The 19,728-nt window shown below is 58.8% G+C and carries 13 protein-coding genes and 1 pseudogene; 9 read left to right on the plus strand and 5 right to left on the minus strand.

Annotation, left to right across the window (positions count from 1 at the left end):
- Positions 1-49 precede the first annotated feature (49 nt).
- Genes I8E17_RS34500 through I8E17_RS34510 form a run of 3 tightly spaced genes read right to left on the minus strand, consistent with a single transcriptional unit; the run spans position 50 to position 3,457 of the window.
- A complete protein-coding gene (locus I8E17_RS34500) occupies positions 50-991 on the minus strand; it encodes a plasmid partitioning protein RepB C-terminal domain-containing protein (RefSeq protein ID WP_085421470.1) in 942 nt (313 codons plus the stop codon).
- Positions 984-1,883 (minus strand): plasmid partitioning protein RepB C-terminal domain-containing protein, encoded by a 900-nt coding sequence (locus I8E17_RS34505; protein ID WP_085421471.1) that lies wholly within the window; start codon positions 1,881-1,883, stop codon positions 984-986. Before I8E17_RS34505 ends, I8E17_RS34500 begins: the two co-directional genes overlap by 8 nt.
- The gene (locus I8E17_RS34510; protein WP_257714022.1) at positions 1,883-3,457 is read right to left on the minus strand and encodes a recombinase family protein; all 1,575 of its coding nucleotides are present in this window, start codon (positions 3,455-3,457) and stop codon (positions 1,883-1,885) included. The genes I8E17_RS34505 and I8E17_RS34510 overlap by 1 nt, the downstream gene beginning before the upstream one ends.
- Before the next feature lie 117 nt (positions 3,458-3,574).
- Between I8E17_RS34510 and I8E17_RS34515 the strand changes: the two genes are divergently transcribed.
- Positions 3,575-4,204 (plus strand): hypothetical protein, encoded by a 630-nt coding sequence (locus tag I8E17_RS34515; RefSeq protein WP_085421373.1) that lies wholly within the window; start codon positions 3,575-3,577, stop codon positions 4,202-4,204.
- 233 nt (positions 4,205-4,437) lie between these two features.
- On the opposite strand, the gene I8E17_RS34520 is transcribed toward I8E17_RS34515, so the two are convergent.
- Positions 4,438-6,420, minus strand: a complete 1,983-nt coding sequence (locus tag I8E17_RS34520) for a TIGR04141 family sporadically distributed protein (protein WP_085421374.1) — start codon at positions 6,418-6,420, stop codon at positions 4,438-4,440.
- A gap of 179 nt (positions 6,421-6,599) precedes the next feature.
- Here I8E17_RS34520 and I8E17_RS34525 point away from each other — a divergent pair, with 179 nt between their 5' ends.
- The 3 genes from I8E17_RS34525 to I8E17_RS34535 all read left to right on the plus strand — a co-directional run bounded on the left by I8E17_RS34525 (position 6,600) and on the right by I8E17_RS34535 (position 11,718).
- On the plus strand, positions 6,600-8,978 hold the full coding sequence (locus I8E17_RS34525) for a DEAD/DEAH box helicase family protein (RefSeq protein ID WP_219511864.1): 2,379 nt from the start codon (positions 6,600-6,602) through the stop codon (positions 8,976-8,978).
- Positions 8,979-9,085: 107 nt separating this feature from the next.
- Positions 9,086-10,561 carry a class I SAM-dependent DNA methyltransferase gene (locus I8E17_RS34530; protein WP_229002343.1) on the plus strand — a complete coding sequence of 492 codons (1,476 nt, stop codon included), beginning with the start codon at positions 9,086-9,088 and terminating at the stop codon, positions 10,559-10,561.
- Positions 10,561-11,718 carry a restriction endonuclease subunit S gene (locus tag I8E17_RS34535; RefSeq protein WP_085421376.1) on the plus strand — a complete coding sequence of 386 codons (1,158 nt, stop codon included), beginning with the start codon at positions 10,561-10,563 and terminating at the stop codon, positions 11,716-11,718. The genes I8E17_RS34530 and I8E17_RS34535 overlap by 1 nt, the downstream gene beginning before the upstream one ends.
- A 510-nt stretch (positions 11,719-12,228) precedes the next feature.
- On the opposite strand, the gene I8E17_RS34540 is transcribed toward I8E17_RS34535, so the two are convergent.
- Positions 12,229-13,140 carry an HNH endonuclease gene (locus tag I8E17_RS34540; protein WP_085421475.1) on the minus strand — a complete coding sequence of 304 codons (912 nt, stop codon included), beginning with the start codon at positions 13,138-13,140 and terminating at the stop codon, positions 12,229-12,231.
- A 193-nt stretch (positions 13,141-13,333) separates the two neighbouring features.
- On the opposite strand from I8E17_RS34540, the pseudogene I8E17_RS34545 reads away from it, so the two are divergent.
- From I8E17_RS34545 to I8E17_RS34565, 5 genes and pseudogenes are all read left to right on the plus strand, one after another.
- Positions 13,334-15,672: pseudogene (locus I8E17_RS34545) on the plus strand (hypothetical protein).
- Positions 15,673-16,010: 338 nt separating this feature from the next.
- Positions 16,011-16,856: a type IV toxin-antitoxin system AbiEi family antitoxin domain-containing protein gene (locus I8E17_RS34550; protein WP_219511866.1), complete on the plus strand. Its 846-nt coding sequence runs from the start codon at positions 16,011-16,013 to the stop codon at positions 16,854-16,856.
- A complete protein-coding gene (locus I8E17_RS34555) occupies positions 16,846-17,763 on the plus strand; it encodes a nucleotidyl transferase AbiEii/AbiGii toxin family protein (protein ID WP_219511868.1) in 918 nt (305 codons plus the stop codon). The genes I8E17_RS34550 and I8E17_RS34555 overlap by 11 nt, the downstream gene beginning before the upstream one ends.
- A 25-nt stretch (positions 17,764-17,788) precedes the next feature.
- Positions 17,789-18,589: an abortive infection family protein gene (locus tag I8E17_RS34560; protein ID WP_207544006.1), complete on the plus strand. Its 801-nt coding sequence runs from the start codon at positions 17,789-17,791 to the stop codon at positions 18,587-18,589.
- A gap of 45 nt (positions 18,590-18,634) precedes the next feature.
- The gene (locus I8E17_RS34565; protein WP_219511870.1) at positions 18,635-19,726 is read left to right on the plus strand and encodes a hypothetical protein; all 1,092 of its coding nucleotides are present in this window, start codon (positions 18,635-18,637) and stop codon (positions 19,724-19,726) included.
- Positions 19,727-19,728: the final 2 nt, after the last annotated feature.

Below are 19,728 nucleotides of genomic sequence, written 5' to 3' on the forward strand. Positions count from 1 at the left end.
TACACACCGGCGTTTACAGGCCGCACTCGACCTGCTGCTGTTTCTCATCCTATAGTTCCGTAGTCTCGGACTGGGGCCTGATCGCCTCCATCTCAGCTATCTTCTGAAACTCCCCGAGATATTCCTGGCGGTGATGCGCAAGCCAGCGGCTGATCCGACCGTTCGCAAGCAGCTTGGCGACATATCCGCGCGCTACGGTGAGGTGCAGGTTATCGATGCCATAGGTTTCTTCGACGCTTTTCACTTGCGTCTGAAGCGCGGCTAGTTCCCGTTCCATACGGGCAATCTGTTGGCCTGATGGTGTACCTGCAGCCGCGCCCGTCACCTTTTTGGCCGTTACCAGTTGGCTGTCAGGCGTGGCAGCGCGGATCGCTCGAGCGAACATGACGGTAAAATTGTGCTGACCTATCATCAGATCTGCCGCCTCGATCTGGCGAACGGCGGACATTTGCCGCAAAACATCGAACACCTTCATTGAGCAGGGCGTATCCTTCAGCATCTCGGCCGCTTCGGGACTGATGCCTTCCAGCAGTCGAAAGCGGCGAATGACGGACTCCACCTGAAGGCCCAACGCGTCGGCTATGTCAGCAGAGGAAACGCCGCGCTCGATGGCGCGCGCTATCATCCTATGCTCTTGGATCGGCGCCAGCCGGTTGACCCGCTTGTTATAGGTATAGGTGTCGTCGTCGGTGGCGATCAAGCACTCGACCTCCGTAATGCCGAGTTGCTTAAGTGCTTCCAGCCGTAGATGTCCATCGAGCAGAAACCAGGTCCCAGCATTCTGGGTATTCGCGATGACGACCGGCGCCTCGACCAACCCGATCGCCTTGATTGAGCTTAGAACCTGCGCGAACTTCCTGCTTTCCCGAGCGCCGTCCGGGAGCGATTTAAGCGGAACGATCGCGGAAATGGGAATGGCTCTTATGTCACGATCGAAAGCGAGGTGAATTCGCCCATCCCCATTGCCACCGTTTTCCCGCCCATCATTCATCGCGTCCTCCTGAGATCCGCGCGACGAGCGCCCGTGGCATGGTCGCCAGTCCCTCGGCCCGCAGTAAATTGAGGAACCCTTCGTCTGCGAGCAGGTCTTTCAATGCCTCAACGATAAACAGAAGCCGTGTCTGTGTGAAATCCGACTTCTTGACCAGCAGTCGCTGCTTTTCTGCTTCGCGTTGATAGACCTGCATCAGGTCATGTGCCGTCATCCGGCGTCCGCTGCCCTTTCGTCCAAGGCGTCCTGCCGGCAAACCCTTGCCCTGCGCACGCATGCGTATATCGAGCATCCGCCTGACAGCGGCGAGTTTCTTCCCCCGCAGCTGACCGGCCTCGTATGCGTCGAGGAGCAGGTTCTGCGCCTCCTCCGTTTCCGCCCGAGAGATCTCCATGGCAAGCGTGATCGGGATGAGGCCTGTCTCCACAGCGGCGACGAGCCGTTCCTCGCCTCGTTCGAGAAGGGACGCGATCATGTTGACCCAGGATGAGCCGACGCCAATCTTCTCGGCAATGGCTGCGTCGGTGTATCCACGTGCCCGCAAGGCGCCGATCTCTCGCATCAAGTCGATCGGCCGCGGCGTGCGTCGCGCGATATTTTCCACGAGACTCATCACAAGGCATTTGTCCTCGGCGGCCTCGATAACAACCGCCGGAATCTCGTTCTGACCAAGCATCTGGAATGCTTCCAAACGCCCCTCGCCGCAAACCAGATCATATCGTGGACCACCGGGGCCATCGTGCCGGCTCACCGTGATGGGACGTTTGAGGCCAATGGCCTCGATGTTATTCACGATGTCGCGGTGCTGGCGCTTGTTACGGGCTCGTGGGTTCAGGACCGTAATTCGAGAAATCGGGATCATCTCGATCCGGTTCGGACGAAGGGCAGACATCACGCGGCCTCCGGCAGGGGAACGGGTGTTGCGATTTGATAGAGAAGCTCGAGATCGTCGAAACGATAAGCATCGAGATGAAGGGCGTTGTCTTCCGACAGCCGCAACTTCTCGGAAAAAACGTCGATCCGCGGGAACAGATAATAGTCGAAGGGCGCCCGGTTGCCAGCATCCATGCGCACCACAACCGTGATGTCGGGACCAAGAGACGTATCAAAGCGGAGCTTCCAGCGCAAAAGCCCTGTCGACGTCTGAAGGCAACGGGCAATGACCACCGATAGCGTGAATTCCTGATTGACGATTACCCGATCGGTTTGCAGATCCTGCAGGGCATCGCTGCCGGTGGCCCGCAATCTTTCCAGAACTTCACGGACCACATCGGGATGGAGCTTGCGGAGCTCCCGGTTGGTTTCGACATAACGGTAGTCCCGATCGGGGGTGAAACCGACGAGGCGATAGGCTCTGAGCAGGCTTCCGAAGCGCGCACTATACGCGCTGCTGGAGGGCATGCCGTCACATTCATCAATGACAATGCCCGAGAGCAATCCCTTTTGCCGGAAGAGGTCTCGCAAGGACTGCAACATCTCTTCATCGCTCAGGCGGAACGAGCGCGCATTGATGATTGTTCTTGCCGCCTCGAAAAGCTCGCGTGCGACGACAGGCTCGAAAGCTCCCTCCGCCCTGATCCACATGTCGGGATCGTTCCGGACACGCTTTTTCTTCAGCTTGAACGAGCGGCGGTTCCAGACATTGTCGCCGGCATATTTCTCGTTGATCAAGACCTGGTGGACAGTTCCTCTGGTCCATAAGCGGCCAAGGTCAGTCAGGACACCTCGTGCATTGAGATCTACTGCAATCTGGCTCTCAGTCTTTCCGTGGTGGACAAAGGCCCGGTAGACCTCGCGAACCAGGTTTACTTCCTCGACCGGGCCGGGTGTCAGAATGACGCGATCGGTCTGAATGCTCTTGTGCTCGCCGCGCTGCAGGACCCCTTTGACAGCACCGTGTTCATCAATGAGGGTACGTCGCAGACCGAAGCCAGCAGGCCCGCCCTGGCGAAAACCCTTTTCGATTAACCGTCCCTGTCCAGCGAATACCTTTGTCGATAGCTCGCGGCTGTATTCGCCGGCCATCGCCCGTTTCACACCCTTGACGATCGTCGACACCGGGCTGCCGTCGTTTTCGAACTGCTCGGCGCAATACTGGACCGCTATGCCGGCACGCCGGCAAATATATTCGTAATAGGCGCTTTCGTCAGCGTCCTGGAACCGTCCCCATCGGCTGACGTCGTAGACAAGGACGATGGTGAAGTCCGTATCTCCAGCCTGCACGTCCTCGATCAGTTGGCGGAGCGCGTCACGCCCCTCGATCTTTAGGCCACTCTTTCCTGCATCGGCATAGGTTCTGATGATTTCGATTCCACGAGCTTCGGCATACTGGCGGATCGCGTCGGCTTGGTTTTCCGTCGAATATTTCTGATGATCGGTCGACATGCGGACGTATTCGGCAGCGCGAACAGGACGCGCCGGCTGCGCTGACGATAGTTCTCTGTCGTAGGTCTCCCGGTTCGCCACGCTTCGCCCTTTCCTCGTTCCTGCCGGATCGGTCCGGGCAACTGACCGCCCCAGCGCACGACAACATCTCTGCCGCCTCCCGCGATATTGCAAGTCTAGCTGACGAAGGAGCGGAAGATGTTGCCGAAAACGGGCAGGAAGCTGCCGGTGTGGAAGGGGGTTTTGGGCGGCCGCGACATGTTGGCCCGGACTATCGCCGATCTGCTGCGCAAGGAGCATGGCGACACCCATCGGGCGATCAAGCAAATGATGAACCAGACAAACGCGAGCGAGCGGACGGTCAAGCACTGGCTGTCGGCACAACATGCTCCGGACACATTGTTTTTCTTACGACTTATGGTCTCCTCCCCCGTCATCCGCGCATTTGTTCTGGGGCTGATCGAGGGCCCGGCTTCCAATCCATTGTCGTCGGCAAGTGATCGTCCTGTCCGTGCCGCTGCGCGGGAAGCCTATGCTGCCGGAGAAGCGGCCTTCAGCGCGCTCACAAAGGATGTACGGGAAAGTGACCCTGAAAATGGCCCTGATCGTGACCCTAAACATGACACTGAACCCGTGGATCTCAATGAACGTCAGCACTGGTTTCTTGAGCGTATCGTTGACGGCGACCGCTATGGCGCAAAGGAGATCATGGCCATCTGGGAGGTCAGCCTGAAAACCGCGCGACGGGATATACGCGGGCTCCAACTCGCCGGGCTACTGGTATATTCCGGCTCACGTCGAAAGGGTAGATATCGTCCTGTCCGTTAAAGAGACATTCACGCTCGATGTACCGAGAGGGGGGAAGGTCTTGAACGGATTCGCACTGACAATCCCGCAATTGCAGACAGCCATACAGCCCTCAACGCACGGGTGGCGACCTCTGTGACCATGGAGAGAACGTGCGGCCCGCCGAACGACGCGAAAGCAGAGCGCGTCCGGCTCTGGGTTTCAGGCATGCCGCGATCCTTCGGAAATGCCTTTCGGTCCGCGAGCATGCCCGACTACTCTGCCGCTTCGGCCTGCATTTCCCGCGGCTTCTCGAGCACTTCCTTCTTCTTCCGTTTCTTCTTCCGGCCCTCGGCGGCAACAGCTTGGTCCGCGATGAAAATGACGCTAGCCGGCACATCCATGAGCTGCAGCGCCTTCATCCCGCGCATCAGGCTGATACGGGAGAACAGCGGCAGGTTCAGGGACCTGCCGGCAGGGTCCTTCCGGGTGACGATGCCAAAGACGATGCGGTACTTGCGTTCCCGTACAAGGACAACAAGTGCATCTGGATCGCCCCCCGCCATCAGGTCGCGGACCAGCGCCTCCAGCTTGTCGACCGCCTGCGGCTCCAGCCGCATCAATTCGACAGCGTTCACGCCCTGATTGAATAGATGACTCAGCTGCGCCGAGAGAGTCGACACCTTCACGTGGTAGAAAGTGGCGACGCCATCGCGCACCGCCAGCAGGTCGCACGGCTCCACCGCGCTCTGCCCATCCGGGCTGATATTCTGCGTATCAAGGCATGCGATGGCGGCATCGCCGGCAGCAACCGCTGCATTGTATTCGCCTTCGCTGGCATGAGCGTAAGCCGGCAGGTCGCTGGCGGCGAACAGCGGGTCGAGGTAGGCGCTGAGGCGCGCGATGTAGGCGTTCTCGATGCGGTACCAGTTGCCTTCGCAGAGATGAAAGGTTTCGCCCTCGGCGTCGTCGAGCGCCGTGTCGAAGACAAGGCTTTTGTAAATGCTGTAGCGGTCGCGGCTGTTTCCGTCCTCGTCCGTCAGGACAAGCACGTGCCGCCGCAAATCCTCGATGCCCATCGCGTTGAGATCGACCTCGTGCGCATTGAGATAGGCGAAGTACCGCCCGATATAAACATCGTCATAGACAAGGCCGCGCCCCGCGCCGGCAAAGGTGACGTAGAGATTGTCGCTGTAATTGATCATTTCCGGGACCGTGATGTTCAGGTCGGGATCACGCGCGCGGAAGGCGGTAAGGACGCGGTTGTCGAGCGCCTCGATCTGCGCCGGGTCACGCACCGGCACGATGTTCTGGATTTCAGGGAACGCCGCCCTGTAGGCATCGCTTTGGTACAGAGCCAGCAGTTTCTCGCAAAGCTCCGGCAGCTCACCCGCCTCTACATCCGTGCTAATGCGCAAATTGCTCGCGCCCGTGGCGTGCCGGAACAGGGCCTTGTGCTCGTCGCGCACCTTGCCGGTGAGGCTGCGCAGGATCGTGCTGTCGCGGTCAAAATCGAACAGCGTCAGCTCGGATTCGATGGGGAGCTGCGTCCTCTGGCGCTTGGCCGCGCCGGGATCGAGCGTATCGGTGCTTTTGAGCTTGCGCGGGTCGAGACTGTTGAGCGTGACCCGCAGCCCGAAATCGTATTCATAGCTGGAATCGAGCAGGTTGTGAGCGACATGTCCGAAGGACAGCGCAAAACACCTGTTGCCGACCGGCATGAAAATGAGTGCGCCTTTCGTAACCTGCGTCAGCTCCTTCTCAATATTGAAGTACCCCTTCCACCAGGGCGCACGCGGTGCGCTGTCCAATATAAAAAGAGACGCATTCTCCGGCAGCCCCTGCGCGCCGACATCATCGTCGAGCACATGGTCCTCCCGCAGCGCGTTCGTTGCGTCGTAGCCTTCCTTTAGAAGGTAGATCGAAAATCCCCTGCTTTTCGCCATACTGCCCCCCGGCATCCGCGAAGTAAGTATTTTTTGCTTATTCAGAGATAAGTCGCATAGCATTGTCAACAAAATACGCCGGTATAGTGTTCCGGCCACAGGCGCGACGGCAACAATAAGCAAATAAAAAGCGGCGAGCGCTGCGATGGTCTGCGAGTCGCGGTTTGCAGTCTCCTGCCTTACGCGGGGTTTCGGGTAACGCAGCTTGCCCTCAACCCGTCGAGGCGAACGTCGACGGGCGGCATACGCCGAACCTGACAATTCAGTCTCTGCGGGGGCAAATTGCGGATAAATGGTCGAGGCAGCTTGCATCCCTGCGGCCAGGGACGCAATAAAGCTTGCGACAGCACTCGGCCAAGCTGTAGCCTTTCCGAGCTGTTGCCAGGCTAAAAGCTGCCAGACCAAAGAATTGCGCGTTGATCTGCGCCCAGTTCTTTGACAAGCCCTTTGTTGCGCGATGGCATGTCGAAACCGGGTGAAGTATTTTGCGCATGAACGAGGCCGATACCTGCAGGAAGTTCGTGGTCCCAAAGCTGCAGGCAGCAGGCTGGGAAAATCGCCCGCACGCCATTAACGAGCAGAGAACCTTCACTGACGGCCGGGTAGTATTCATCGGTGGAAAGGCTCGTCGCGGTAAGCAGAAGCGCTCTGACTATCTGCTTCGGTACAACCCAGACTTCCCGATCGCAGTCGTTGAGGCGAAGTCCCGGTACAGACATGCTGCGGAGGGACTTCAGCAAGCCAAGGAGTATGCCGAGATCCTTGGGCTACAGTTCGCATATTCGACCAATGGCGTTGAGATTGTCGAATTTGATTATACGACCGGTGTCGAGCAAACTATTGGGGATTTCCCGGCGCCAGATGACCTCTGGACTCGGATCCGCCGCGCCGAGGGTATCGTCGACGACCAAGTGGCCGAACGGCTGCTGACGCCAACATTTCCAGATCGGGCCAAGCCGCTTCGCTACTATCAGGAGATCGCCGTGAACCGCGCCGTTCAGGCGGCTCTTCAGGGCAGGAAGCGAGCACTTCTCACCCTGTGCACCGGAGCGGGCAAGACCGCCGTTGCCTTCCAGATCTGCTGGAAGCTCTGGTCGGCGCGCTGGAACTCCAAAGGGGTGAATAGAAACCCGAAGATCCTGTTTCTTGCTGATCGCAACGTCTTGGTCGACGATCCGATGGCCAAGGATTTCAGCCCCTTTGACGACGCCCGTCACAAGATCGCTGGGGGCATGGCGGTCAAGAGCCGCGACATCTATTTCGCGACTTACCAATCCATCGCGCGCGACGAGAACCGTCCCGGACTGTACCGCGAGTATGCACGCGACTTCTTCGATCTCATCATCATTGACGAATGCCATCGTGGTAGTGCGCGGGATGACAGCAACTGGCGGGAAATCCTTGAGTGGTTCGAGCCTGCGACCCAGATCGGGATGACGGCGACGCCGCGCCGAGAGGATAACGTCGACACCTACAACTACTTCGGCGATCCGCTTTACGAGTACAGCTTGGCGCAGGGCATCACTGACGGCTTTCTTGCGCCTTATCGCGTTCACCGCGTCATCTCGGACTACGACGCTGCCGGCTGGCGCCCCACGCGAGGTGAGCTTGATCGCTACGGACGTGAGATCCCCGACGCCGAATACTCTACGCGGGACTTCGAGCGGGTTGTAGCGCTACGTGCACGGACGCAGGCCATTGCGAAACACCTCGCGGGGTTCATGGCCGAGACTGACCGTTTCGCCAAAACCATCGTCTTCTGCGTCGACCAGGAACACGCACTCGAAATGCGGCAGGCGCTCGCTGCTCTGAACACCGATCTCGTCAAGGATCATCCTGACTACGTTTGCCGTGTGACGTCCGATGAGGGCGATGTGGGGAGCGCACATCGGGCGAAGTTCCAGGATGTCGAGACCCAGACGCCGGTCATCCTCACCACTTCGCAGCTTCTCACCACTGGTGTGGACGCCCCGACTTGCAAGAACGTCGTGCTCGCGCGGATCGTAGGTTCCATGCCGGAGTTCAAGCAGATCGTCGGACGGGGCACTCGCCTCAGGCCTGACTACGGCAAGCTCGCCTTCAACATCATCGACTATACCGGAACGGCAACGCGCATGTTCGCCGATCCTACCTTTGACGGCGATCCTGTCCGTGAGGACGAAGAGGTCATCAATGCGGACGGCGATGTCGTCGATGAGCGCGAGATCGAGGAGGGGACGCCGGATCCCGACGATTTTCCTGATGTGCCCGATATGCCGGACGGCCCCATCGATCTGGGCGACGAGGCCGAGAACGGCCCCCGCAAATTCTATGTCGACGGCGGCGAGGTCGCGATCGTTCGGCACCTCGTCTACGAGCTCGATGCCGACGGACGACAGCTCGCCTGCCGCCAGCTCACCGACTACACCGGGGACAAGGTCCGCACACTCTATCCCAATGCGTCCGAACTGCGCATGGATTGGCTCGACCCCGAGCGCCGGGCGGAAATCGTCGAACGGCTGGAGGAAAAGGGCATCGAGCTTGACTCGCTTGCTGATGCGGTCGGAAATCCGGAGGCTGACCCGTTCGATCTCCTTTGCCATCTCGCCTACAACGCGCCGCTGCGCACTCGGCGCGAACGCGCTGACCGTCTACTGAGGGAACAGGACGAGTTTTTGGCCCGCTTCGGGCAGGATGCCCGCGAAGTCCTGGATGCCGTGCTTGAGAAATATGCCGAACATGGCAGTGCCCAGTTCAAGCTGCCCGACATCCTCGAAGTGCCCCCGTTCAACGAATGGGGAAACGTAATCGAAATCGCCGCCCGCTTCGGCGGGGGCAAGGAGCTGCGCAGCGCCGTCACCGAGCTGCAGCGCCTGCTCTACACCGCATGAATTGAAGGAGCTCTAGATTGGCAACAACCGCCCGCAAGAAGGCTGCGCCGAAGCAACTGACCACTGCCCAGCGTCTCGACAGCATCATCAAGTCCGCGCGCAAGATCATGCGGAAGGACAAGGGGTTAAACGGCGATCTCGATCGCTTGCCGATGCTCACCTGGATTATGTTCTTGAAGTTTCTCGACGACATGGAGCGGATCGAAGAGGAAAGGGCGGAACTCGCAGGCAAGGAATATCGCTCGATCATCGAGGCCCCTTATCGCTGGCGCGATTGGGCGGCGGATGCCGATGGCATCACCGGTCCCGACCTCCTGTCGTTTCTCGTTTCCGAGATGACAGAGCGTCCGGACGGCACCCGCGGCCCAGGTCTTTTCGCCTATCTTCGGGCCTTGCGCGGCGACAATGGACGGCGTGAGCGGCGCGACGTGATCGCGACCGTCTTCCAGGGCTTCGCCAACCGGATGGAGAGCGGTTACCTGCTGCGCGACGTCGTCAACCTGATCGACGGCATCCATTTTGATTCATCGGAAGAAGTTCACACCCTCGGCCGCCTTTACGAGACGCTGCTGCGCGAGATGCGTGACGCTGCGGGGGACTCGGGCGAGTTCTACACGCCCCGGCCGGTTGTCCGGTTCATGGTCGAAGTGACGGATCCCAAGCTGGGCGAGACCATCCTCGACCCGGCATGCGGCACCGGGGGATTTCTGACCGAGTCGTTTCTGCATCTCGAACGCCAGGCCGATACGGTGGAGAAACGCCGCGTACTCCAGGAGGAAAGCCTCCGTGGCGGCGAGGCCAAATCGCTGCCGTTTCTGCTGTCCCAGCTCAACCTTCTGCTGCACGGCCTGCACGCCCCCCACATCGACCCCGGCAATGCCCTTCGCTTCCGTCTGGCTGAGATCGGTGAAGATCAGCGGGTCAACGTCATTCTGACCAACCCGCCCTTCGGCGGCGAGGAGGAGGCAGGCATCCTCAACAATTTCCCCGAGGACCGGCGCACGTCCGAGACGGCGTTGCTGTTCCTGCAACTTATCATGCGGCGGCTGAAGCGCGCCGGACGCGGGCGGGCCGCGGTTGTCGTTCCGCACGGCACGCTTTTCGGTGATGGAATCTCGGCGCGGATCAAGGCGGACCTGCTCGAGAAGTTCAACCTTCACACGGTGGTACGGCTGCGTGAAGGTGTGTTCGCGCCCTACACGGACATTCCGGCAAACCTGATCTTCTTCGACACGACGGGACCGACGAAGGACATCTGGTATTATGAGATGCCGATGCCGGAAGGCCGCAAGAAGTACTCGAAAACCGCGCCGATGGCCTATGAGGAGTTTGCGGACTGTCTGGCTTGGTGGAAGAAGCGCGAGCCAAACGAGCGCGCTTGGAAGGTCTCTGCTGTTGACCTGATCCAGCGCGACGCGCAGGACCGCGTTGTCGCCTGCAACCTGGACATCAAGAACCCGCATTCCAGCGAGGTGGCCGATCACCGCGCGCCGACCGAGATCGTGGACGCAATCATCGCACAGGAACACCGTATCCTCGGCATCATGGACGAGATCAAGGCCGTGCTGGCGGAGCGAGTTTGATGCAGTCGCCGACCGTCCCTCTGTCTGAAATCTTGGTGCTTGCCGTCGACCCCTGTCCGGTGGAACCGGAAGCATCTTATCCAATCATGGGTGTCTACGGCTTCGCGCGAGGCCCGATTGTCCGGCAAGTAGTACGCGGCTCCGAAATCAGCGCCTCAACCCTCTATAGAGTGAAGAAGGGCCAGCTTGTTTACAGCAGGCTGAAAGCATTCGAGGGAGCCTATACCGTAGTTCCGCCGGAGTTAGATGGCTATTTCACTTCCAACGAGTTCCCAACATTTGATGTTCATCCGGATCGCGCTGACCATCGGTACCTAGAATGGCTATTTCGACAGCCCGACGTTTGGCGTGAGATCGCCATCGGCAGCAAGGGGATCGGTGCACGTCGTGAGCGAGTTCACCCCAAGCAGGTTCTCAGTTACAGGATCGACCTTCCGTCCCTCGATGAACAGCGCCGCATCGTCCAGCAGCTCGACAGGGTCGCGGCATTGGTGGACGAACGTCGCCGGGCCATCGAGGCGGCAGAGCGTGAAACACAGGCGCTGCTGCTTAAAGCCTTCCAACGCGCCATCGATGGCGCCCCCCTGCGGCCGATGTCCGAAGTCGCCCCCTTGGTGCGCAGGCCGGTCGAGATCGATCTTGATGCCGCCTATCCTGAACTCGGCGTCCGTTCGTTCGGCCGAGGCACGTTCCACAAACCTGATCTGCCCGGCGCAGAGGTCGGCAACAAGAAGCTGTTCCGCATCTGCGCTGGCGACCTCCTGTTCAACATCGTCTTCGCCTGGGAAGGCGCTGTGGCAGTCGCCCAGCCCGAAGATGAGGGCCGCGTTGGATCGCACCGCTTCCTGTCATGCGTGCCCACGCCCGAGACGGCGACTGTGGAGTTCCTGCGGTTTTACTTCTCAACGCCCGAAGGGCTGCAGAAGCTGGGTGAAGCATCCCCCGGCGGCGCCGGACGAAACCGGACGCTGGGATTGAAAAAGCTCGAGAGCCTGCAAGTGCCCGTACCACCAATCGTGCGGCAACACTGGTTTGACCGCCTCCAGGCGAAGGCCCGCAAAGCCCGCGCGATCCGCGCCAGCACTGCGCAGGATATCGCGGCGCTGATCCCGGCCATGCTGCATGAAATCTTCAATGGCCGGGCGAAAGCCGCATGACTGAGAGCCAGGACGAACAGCCCGATCTGCTTTCACACCTTTCGGATATGGATCTCGTCCGCCCTCTGCTGGCCGACATGGCGACCTGACCGGGAAGGTCGGCCGTTTCCGCGTGCTGACCGATCTGCGCGGCCAGATGGAGCGATTCGGCACGATGATCTTCGGTGGCCATGGTCTATCACGCGTGGGTCCCCGCGCGCTCCGACTTTGCGCCGACCGCGCAAACGCTCACGGCTGTTGCAGTTGCTTGCGTTGCCCTGGACCGTCGACCGCGCGCTTTATGCGGCGATCAGGTTGAGCTTTCTGAGATCGTTCAGGATCACCTTACCGACCTTAAGCGTTTCGGCGCTCTCGCCAGCCAGCCACCGTCGAGCCTCCACAACCGTGAGCGCAGAATTGGGATAGATCGTCTCCAGGTGGCGCGAACGTCATGCGAACCATTCTTAAAGTTGATGACCTGCCCCAATGCCATTGCACATATCCGTGGTTTCCCTTGCAGGTTTACAGATCTCACTGCTTGAAGCAGTTCTCGCGATGCCACTGCAGAAAATGCGGGTGTGGCCTCTCGAACGATCGCGATGGCACGATGGCCCGGCCAGTCTTGTTAACTAGACCTCGAATGCTGTCCGGATCGTTGGCTTGCCGTGAGATCATGATGTCAAGGTCATCCGACAAGCTGATCAGGCCGCGGTCGAACATCCAGTGAGCCGTTCCCGACAGCGCAATTCCGTTGGTCAAAATATCAGGTCCGTTCGCCTCCACAGGCCGGATGTGCGCGGCATCCACTTCCGCTCGGCCGCCACCGTTGATGAGCTTCAAGCCCGTGACCGCACAGCGCTTGCAGTAGGCCTGCAAGACCAAGCGGCGAAAAAGTCGATTTCGGACGATCCGGGAAGTGAACTGAGCGACCCGATCACGCTCCTGTTCGAAGGTAAACGGTGCCTGCCCTCCTTCGGCAAAGCCAGACGCTGGTACAACGGTCCCGGGCTCATCCACCCGTGGCAGCTCAGGCTCATGCTCGTCCAAGCCCAATGCGACAATGCGGTTGAAGTCATCCGGAGAAATCGGCCGCACTGCTGATTGTGCTCGTCCGGAGATGCGTCCTTCTTCGTTGAGCACCCCACGTTCGATGACCCCCTCGGTATTGCTGAACGGAACCGGATCGACGAAGTCGAGATAAGTCCCCGGTTCAATGAGCGCGAGGTACATGCCGGGCGCTTTCGGGTCCGGAATGACCTGGCCGACCTTGGCGATCGCAAAATAACCGCGCGTCTCGGCAACTTTTCTCGGTTCGTAGTAGATGATCCAGTCGCCGATGCAGGCCTGGACACGGCCCAAGTACTGGCTCGGGAACTGATATTGTTCAGCCGGGCTATCGTCGTAGATCGAATCTGAGCGGTGAATGAAAACCCCGAATCCCATGATGCCCATATAGCATGTTCTCGAGCCTGCTCGACAGGGTTGTAAGATGCGCCGAGCTGGCACGTTCCGTCGAAAACATCGACCCGGGACACAGTCGACTCCGATCCAGATTCAGCTTTCATTAACCGCATCGCCTTAGCAGGCCACGCCCCGGCATGTGAGCCGGTCCATGTCGTGTGAACTGCATAGGCCAATGAAAAACCAATCTGCTTCTTCAATTCATTTTCAGCGCAAGATTTCCGAGTTCTGCCAGGTGCGCATTGCTCCGGTCGCCTCAAAGCGGGGTCTCGAGAACATCAAGCCGTATCTCATCAGCCTGATCATTTATCGGAAGTTGCCGCCCACGCGGACCGGTCGCATCGATTGGCAGGCAGTCGCGGAGGCGTGCAGCATCGAAGCTGAACTGACGCCGGAACTGAAGAAGAACCTCTTACCGGCTCTGGAGGCAATCACTCGATGGGTAGATAAGGAACGGTCAGAGGAGGATGACCGTCCAACCGCTGAACGCCCAAAGCGAAAGCCAGTGACTGGGGCCGGTCCAGCCGAGGCAACGGCCCATACGGCGCGTTCTATCAACGCAGAGCAGGCAAGAGCGAAGCCGGGAGTTCAACTAAAGCCCATCGAGACGTTTCCGACCCCGCTATTCGACCGGACCGAGGAGCCTGAAGGCTTTCAAGAGGCGCTGATCTACCATATGCGTCGGCACGGCGACAGCTACTGGCATCTGCATCGCGCCGTCGTCGGAAACGATGATGCCTTCGACCATAAGACGCTGCTGAGCTGGACCAAGGGCATCAAGGTACCGCGATCGCTCGACAGTTTCGAAATCCTCTCTCGCATCGAGCGACGATACAGACTGCCCGACGGCTACTTCAAAGCCAAGCTGCCGCACCAGTCGCGCTCGGCATCCGGCCATGACGTCGGAAGTGACATCGGTCCCGCGGAACGGCGGCGGTTGGCCTGGCATCTGCCGGACAACTTCAGCAGTCTGCCCTTCAGCAAACGCGAAGAAATCCTGGAATGGGTACGTCGCGTGATCATTTCGGGTTCAACCGACTACCGCCGTTTCCAAGCTATGGCGACGAAGCAGCGCTATGCCATCCGCTTCCCCGCGATTTCTTACGGCGGCTCTCTGTCACCACGAGCATCAGCGGATGCGCTGCATTCGGAGCATGGCGACGATCATGTGGCGCTTGAAGACCCCGACCTTCTTTCGGGTGTCGTCGACGCCCCACCCCGGCTAGCCATGGAAATGGCCAATCTCATCCGCTTCAAGACGGCGACGCTGACGGCCCTCGGTTTTCAGCGTAACGGAGTCTGGGGAGAAGAAACGGCATCGCAAAAGATCGAGCATCTCGGATTGATGTTCGGTGCATTGGCGGCATCGCCGAATGGCGCCGTCAAGGGCTACGGCGTTCCCCTCAGCCAGTTGACCTTCGGTCTCCTTGTCTTTCCCGGCGTCTGGGACTGGTACCTGCAATGGCGCGAACGCCGGCGCGGCTTCTACACGCAGTGGGAGGAGGACATGCTGAACGTCCTTCTCAATCTGGTGCGCGCCGAAACAGGCTGGCTCTGGCAGCATCCGGAGCTCGTCCGGAACGTGAAACCCATCGCTGGAGTGATCTCCGCGGCTGAAATCGCCGCAGCCGAGCGGAATTGGCATGCGGCCTGCGAAGCTTGTTTCAAGCACGCGTCACATCGCTCGAAGGAGATTCAGCGGGTGATGCGGGTTCATCGCGATCCCTTCGAGCCCATCATGTGCGTGCTCGAGGCGGATAGCCCGCTCGCCGAATATCGCAAGATCACGGATGAAATCCTCAAGCGCATGCCGGACGAGGATCGCTATCCCCGAGCCGCCGCCGAGACGGTCCGATCATTCCTGATGCTGCGGCTCGGCTTGCATCTCGGGCTTCGTCAGAAGAACCTTCGGCAATTGCTTGTCTGCCCACGCGGGCATTTCCCGACATCGGAGCGCCGGCTTGAAGATATGAAGCGCGGCGAAATCCGTTGGAGCGATCGCGACCGCGGCTGGGAGGTCTTGATCCCGTCCAACGCCTTCAAGAATGCCAACTCCTCCTTCTTCGGCTCCAAACCCTTCCGGCTGATCCTGCCGGATCTTCTGGACCTCTACAAATACCTCAACGCCTACATCGACCGCCATCGCGGGGTGCTCCTCGCCGGAGCCGACGATCCCGGCACGCTGTTTGTGAAGACGGTGAAAACGACCAGCAAGGATGCTGCCTATAATCAGACCACCTTCTACGAGGCATGGCGTCTGACAATCCAGCGCTATGCCATCTACAATCCCTATACTGGCCGCGGCGCGATCAAAGGCCTCCTGCCCCATGGGCCGCACAATGTCCGCGACGTGCTCGCCACCCACATCCTGAAACAAACGGGTTCCTACGAGCAGGCAAGCTACGCCATCCAGGATACGCGGAAATGGTCGCCAACCACTACGGGCGTTTCCTGCCGCAGGATAAGGCAGCACTCGCGGCCCGCATTCTCAATCAGGTCTGGGAGGCAGCGTAGCAGCGGCTCGGCGCCGCGGATAGCCAACCTGGTCGGAAATCGAAACTTGCGTCTTGGCCGGCCACGTGCTTGCACGACCTCACGTCAGTCATTCGTCCCGCTCCGCATGCTCGTTGGCTGTCGCGTTTTGTCGTGCTGACTGAGCTACGGAGATCACGGTCCTTCCAGACCCACGCATTTGCTTCGGCAAGCGTGGTGCGTTCGACCATTTCAGTTGAGGAATACGGGGCGCCAGGGACTTTGAAATCGTCATGTTTTGTTCGCTCAAGACGGACTTTCGTTCGGATTCTCAAAGACACCTATGGGAATGACTTTGAGTTTAGGCTATCTTGTCAACCATGAACGGACAAAAGGAAGAAAAATTAAAGTTCCTGCTCGCACGGATACCACCGGGGTTTCTGGTCGACTCGGCGTGGATGACGAAGCACGGCATCAGCCGGAGCTCTACCCACGACTATCTTCGCCGGCATTGGCTCGAGCCTCTCAGTCGTGGCGTATACCGACGACCGCTCTCCCTCACAGGGCACCCGGACGCCGCCCGTGACTGGACGATACCTGTTCTGTCCGCACAGCAGATCATGGGCTATGATCTGCACGTCGGAGGGTTGACCGCCTTGGCTCTCGGCGGCCATGTTCACTACTTGCCCTTGGGCAGCAGGGAAACCGTCTACCTCTATTCGGAAAGACCGCCAAGCTGGCTGACCAAATTGCCGCTGACGGCACGGCTCTTCATACGCAACACGCGGCTCTTCAACGATGCCAGTCTGGGCGTCGATAATACCGACGTCAACCTCAGCGCGGACAGCAATCTGGCGCTCAGCCCTTGGCAATGGCCTCTGAAAGCCTCCAGCGCTGAACGCGCGATCCTCGAAGCGCTTGATGAATTGCCCGACAATGAGAGTTTTCATACCCTCGATACGATATTCGAGAGCCTTGCGAATCTGAGACCGCGGCGCCTGACCGCTTTGCTAAAAAGCTGCCGGAAGGTCCAAGTTAAAAGGCTCTTCTTTGTCTTCGCGGACAAGCACGCTCACGCCTGGCGAAAGCACATCCACCCATCGGAGGTGGACCTTGGCTCTGGCGACCGCGCCTTCTACAAAGGGGGGAAATTGCACCCGATATATCGCATAACGGTGCCACCTGAATTCTTGCCCCAAATACCGGAGGCTGCCGATGGCCCGTGAACAATACGTCTCCCAAGTTCAGCTTCTGGTGCGTTCGCTGCCCTATATCGGAGAGGAAAAGGCCTTTGCACTAAAGGGCGGAACCGCCATCAACCTCTTCTACCGGGACCTGCCACGCCTGTCGGTGGATATCGATCTGACATATCTGCCCGTGAAGCAGCGGGAGGAAAGCCTGAAGGATATCGACGAGACGCTTGATCGGATCGGCGGTAACATCTCGCAGCATCTGCGCGGCGCCAAAGTGAGAAGAATTGCCGGCGGCGGCGGCAACGAAACCCGTCTCGAAGTCAGCCAAAGCGCCACCGTCATCAAAGTCGAAACCTCTCCGGTCGCAAGAGGAACCGTGCATCCTGTCGAGATCCGGACCGTCAGCGAAAAGGTTGAAGACGAGTTCGGTTTCGCCGAAATGCAGGTTCTGTCGTTCGAGGACCTCTTTGCAGGCAAACTGCATGCGGCGGTCGACCGGCAGCATCCGCGGGATTTGTTCGATGTAAAGCTCTTGTATGCAAATGAAGGCTTCACGGACGCTCTGTTCAGAACGTTCTTGATCTACGTTGCGAGCTCGGGCCGGCCGCCGCACGAACTGCTGGCGCCGAGCATCACGGACATCGAATCCACCTTTCGGCAAGAATTTGAAGGGATGACCGTCGAGCCTGTAAATTTGGACGAGCTGTTGGAAGTGCGAAAGCGGCTGCTCACCGACATTCGTGACAAGCTGGATCCTCAAGCGAGAACGTTTCTCCTATCGCTCCACGATTGTGAGCCTGATTTCAACGTTGTCGGACTTCCGCAAGCCGCGAGCCTTCCAGCGGTGAAATGGAAGCTGCTCAACCTGCAAAAACTGAAGGCTCAAAATCCGAGAAAGCACGAACAGCAGCGAGCCGAGATCGAAAGCCTGTTCGAGTGATAGAGTGGTGGCACAAAGGGGAATAATGAACCAGACATATGAACAGATGATACCGCGTCGAGAGCGCGAGCTACTGGAAAAAGCCCTGGATATGGGGTCGGGCTATGTTCTCGATTTCTCAGACCGGACCTTCGATGATTTCTTCTACGAAACCCTGAAAGTAGATCCACAGACGGAGAGCCGCTACTTCAACGGCCGCGGCTCTTCGAAGGCAAAGCGCTTGCGCTCCTTCATCGAACGCGCTCCGGCGTCGATGGTCGCTAAGCTGCTTCGCGAATTATGGGATTATCGGACCGCCGTCCAAGCTCCAAAGCCGTCTTCCGCTGAACAGGAGATCCAGACGAGCTATTTCGCGATCGTTTCTCGCTTCGAGGGTTCGACTCAAGAGATCGACACCGCGGCTTTCGATGCGTTTGAGCCAGGCGAGACACTCGAGGAGCTAATCGCCGCGATCCGTCGCGATCTCAATGCGAACCGGCCACAGGCCGGGCTTGATCGGCTACACACCTATTGCATGAAGCGCTTTGCCGCCCTCGTACGCAAACACGGAGGAGGAGAATGCGGCGAAAACGACCCACTTCATTCGAGGGTCGGCAGGTACGTCAAGTATCTAAGCAAGGACCGAAACCTGACGCAAATGACCGAGCGCGTCATCAAGAGCTCGATCAGCATCTTCGAATCCATGAATGATATCCGCAATGACAAGTCGTTGGCGCACGATAACCCCACGCTTATAGACCAAGACGAAGCCCGCTTTATCTTCGACAGCGTTGCCGCAATCCTTCGCTTTATCAAGGCGATCGACGGCCGCGCCTTCGAAGATTGAACCGCTTGTCACAATCCCTCCCGCCCCAGAAAGTCCGGTTCTACAATGGCTAAACGAGACCCCAACAAGACTGCCCGCAACAAGCTCGACAAAGAGATCTCCGAGCGGCTCAACGAGCTCTGGCCCACGGTCGCCAAGGACACCGGCGTCCAGAACCTCCATTCCTTCAACGCCTTGATCGGCGGCAAAGCTGCAACCTTCATCGATCTGAAGAACGAGGTCATCTCTTCGCACGAGGAGTATCTTTCGCACTATTTAAAGGGATTTGCACGTGCGATCGCCGAAGATGGCTGGACAGCCGGCGGTGCGTCTTTCGGATCGGAAACACTGAAGCACAATAAGAAGCTGTTTTTAAAATCGGCGGCGACCAAGGAATATTTCACGCTGTTTCTGAAGCGGTCCTATCTCCGGCACTACGAGGAATTGGTCCGCAACCGTCCGGCGATCCAGGACGCCGAGGTGTGGATCGGTCAGAACAATAGCGATTACGGCCTGCTGATTACGCCGCGCTATAAAAATGGCACCTGGGAGAATGACAAGAGCGAGATCCGCCACTTCAAGCACCTTTATTGGACGATCGGACATATCCTCGCAACCGGGCTTGTCGTCGATGGCGATCCAGACCCGATGCCATTTGCCAATATTGACGAATACTTGAACTTTTTTCAGAAAGTCCTCGTCCGCCCCTCCGGATCCGCCTATGAACGACAGATCGCCAAACTTTATGCAGAATATGTCAAGGCACAGGAAAAGCCGGAAGAGGTTCCGCTGCTCATCCCGGAGCTGCGATACAATGGCAAGGACAAGAAGCACAAGTTCCGCCTCGACTTTTGCATCATCAATCCAATCACGCTCAATAAGGTCGGAATAGAGCTGTCACCTTGGTCGACCCACGGCAAACTTGCTGGGACCAAGGGCAAAACCCAACAGCAGATCAACGACGAGGCCCAAGCGAATTTCGAGAAAGAAGCCGAGAAGCATCGCTCCTATTTCCAGAAACATGCCATCTCGACTCTCATTTATACCGACAAGCCTCTGGCAGATATCCCGACGCTCTTTGGCGAAGTTGAAAAATACCTGACGCTGAAACCGGAAACGCGCCAGCTTGAATTTCAGCTTATGGCCGAGTTCCTGTGACC

Source organism: Rhizobium sp. AB2/73 (assembly GCF_020871915.1).
Classification (GTDB): Bacteria; Pseudomonadota; Alphaproteobacteria; order Rhizobiales; family Rhizobiaceae; genus Rhizobium; species Rhizobium dioscoreae.

Bases quoted from the DNA above. Each gene is read 5' to 3' on its own strand.
- I8E17_RS34500 (WP_085421470.1), bottom strand. From the start codon at position 991: ATGAATGATGGGCGGGAAAACGGTGGCAATGGGGATGGGCGAATTCAC.
- I8E17_RS34505 (WP_085421471.1), bottom strand. From the start codon at position 1,883: ATGTCTGCCCTTCGTCCGAACCGGATCGAGATGATCCCGATTTCTCGA.
- I8E17_RS34515 (WP_085421373.1), top strand. From the start codon at position 3,575: ATGTTGCCGAAAACGGGCAGGAAGCTGCCGGTGTGGAAGGGGGTTTTG.
- I8E17_RS34520 (WP_085421374.1), bottom strand. From the start codon at position 6,420: ATGCAAGCTGCCTCGACCATTTATCCGCAATTTGCCCCCGCAGAGACT.
- I8E17_RS34525 (WP_219511864.1), top strand. From the start codon at position 6,600: ATGAACGAGGCCGATACCTGCAGGAAGTTCGTGGTCCCAAAGCTGCAG.
- I8E17_RS34530 (WP_229002343.1), top strand. From the start codon at position 9,086: ATGCGGAAGGACAAGGGGTTAAACGGCGATCTCGATCGCTTGCCGATG.
- I8E17_RS34535 (WP_085421376.1), top strand. From the start codon at position 10,561: ATGCAGTCGCCGACCGTCCCTCTGTCTGAAATCTTGGTGCTTGCCGTC.
- I8E17_RS34540 (WP_085421475.1), bottom strand. From the start codon at position 13,140: ATGGGATTCGGGGTTTTCATTCACCGCTCAGATTCGATCTACGACGAT.
- I8E17_RS34550 (WP_219511866.1), top strand. From the start codon at position 16,011: ATGAACGGACAAAAGGAAGAAAAATTAAAGTTCCTGCTCGCACGGATA.
- I8E17_RS34555 (WP_219511868.1), top strand. From the start codon at position 16,846: ATGGCCCGTGAACAATACGTCTCCCAAGTTCAGCTTCTGGTGCGTTCG.
- I8E17_RS34560 (WP_207544006.1), top strand. From the start codon at position 17,789: ATGAACCAGACATATGAACAGATGATACCGCGTCGAGAGCGCGAGCTA.
- I8E17_RS34565 (WP_219511870.1), top strand. From the start codon at position 18,635: ATGGCTAAACGAGACCCCAACAAGACTGCCCGCAACAAGCTCGACAAA.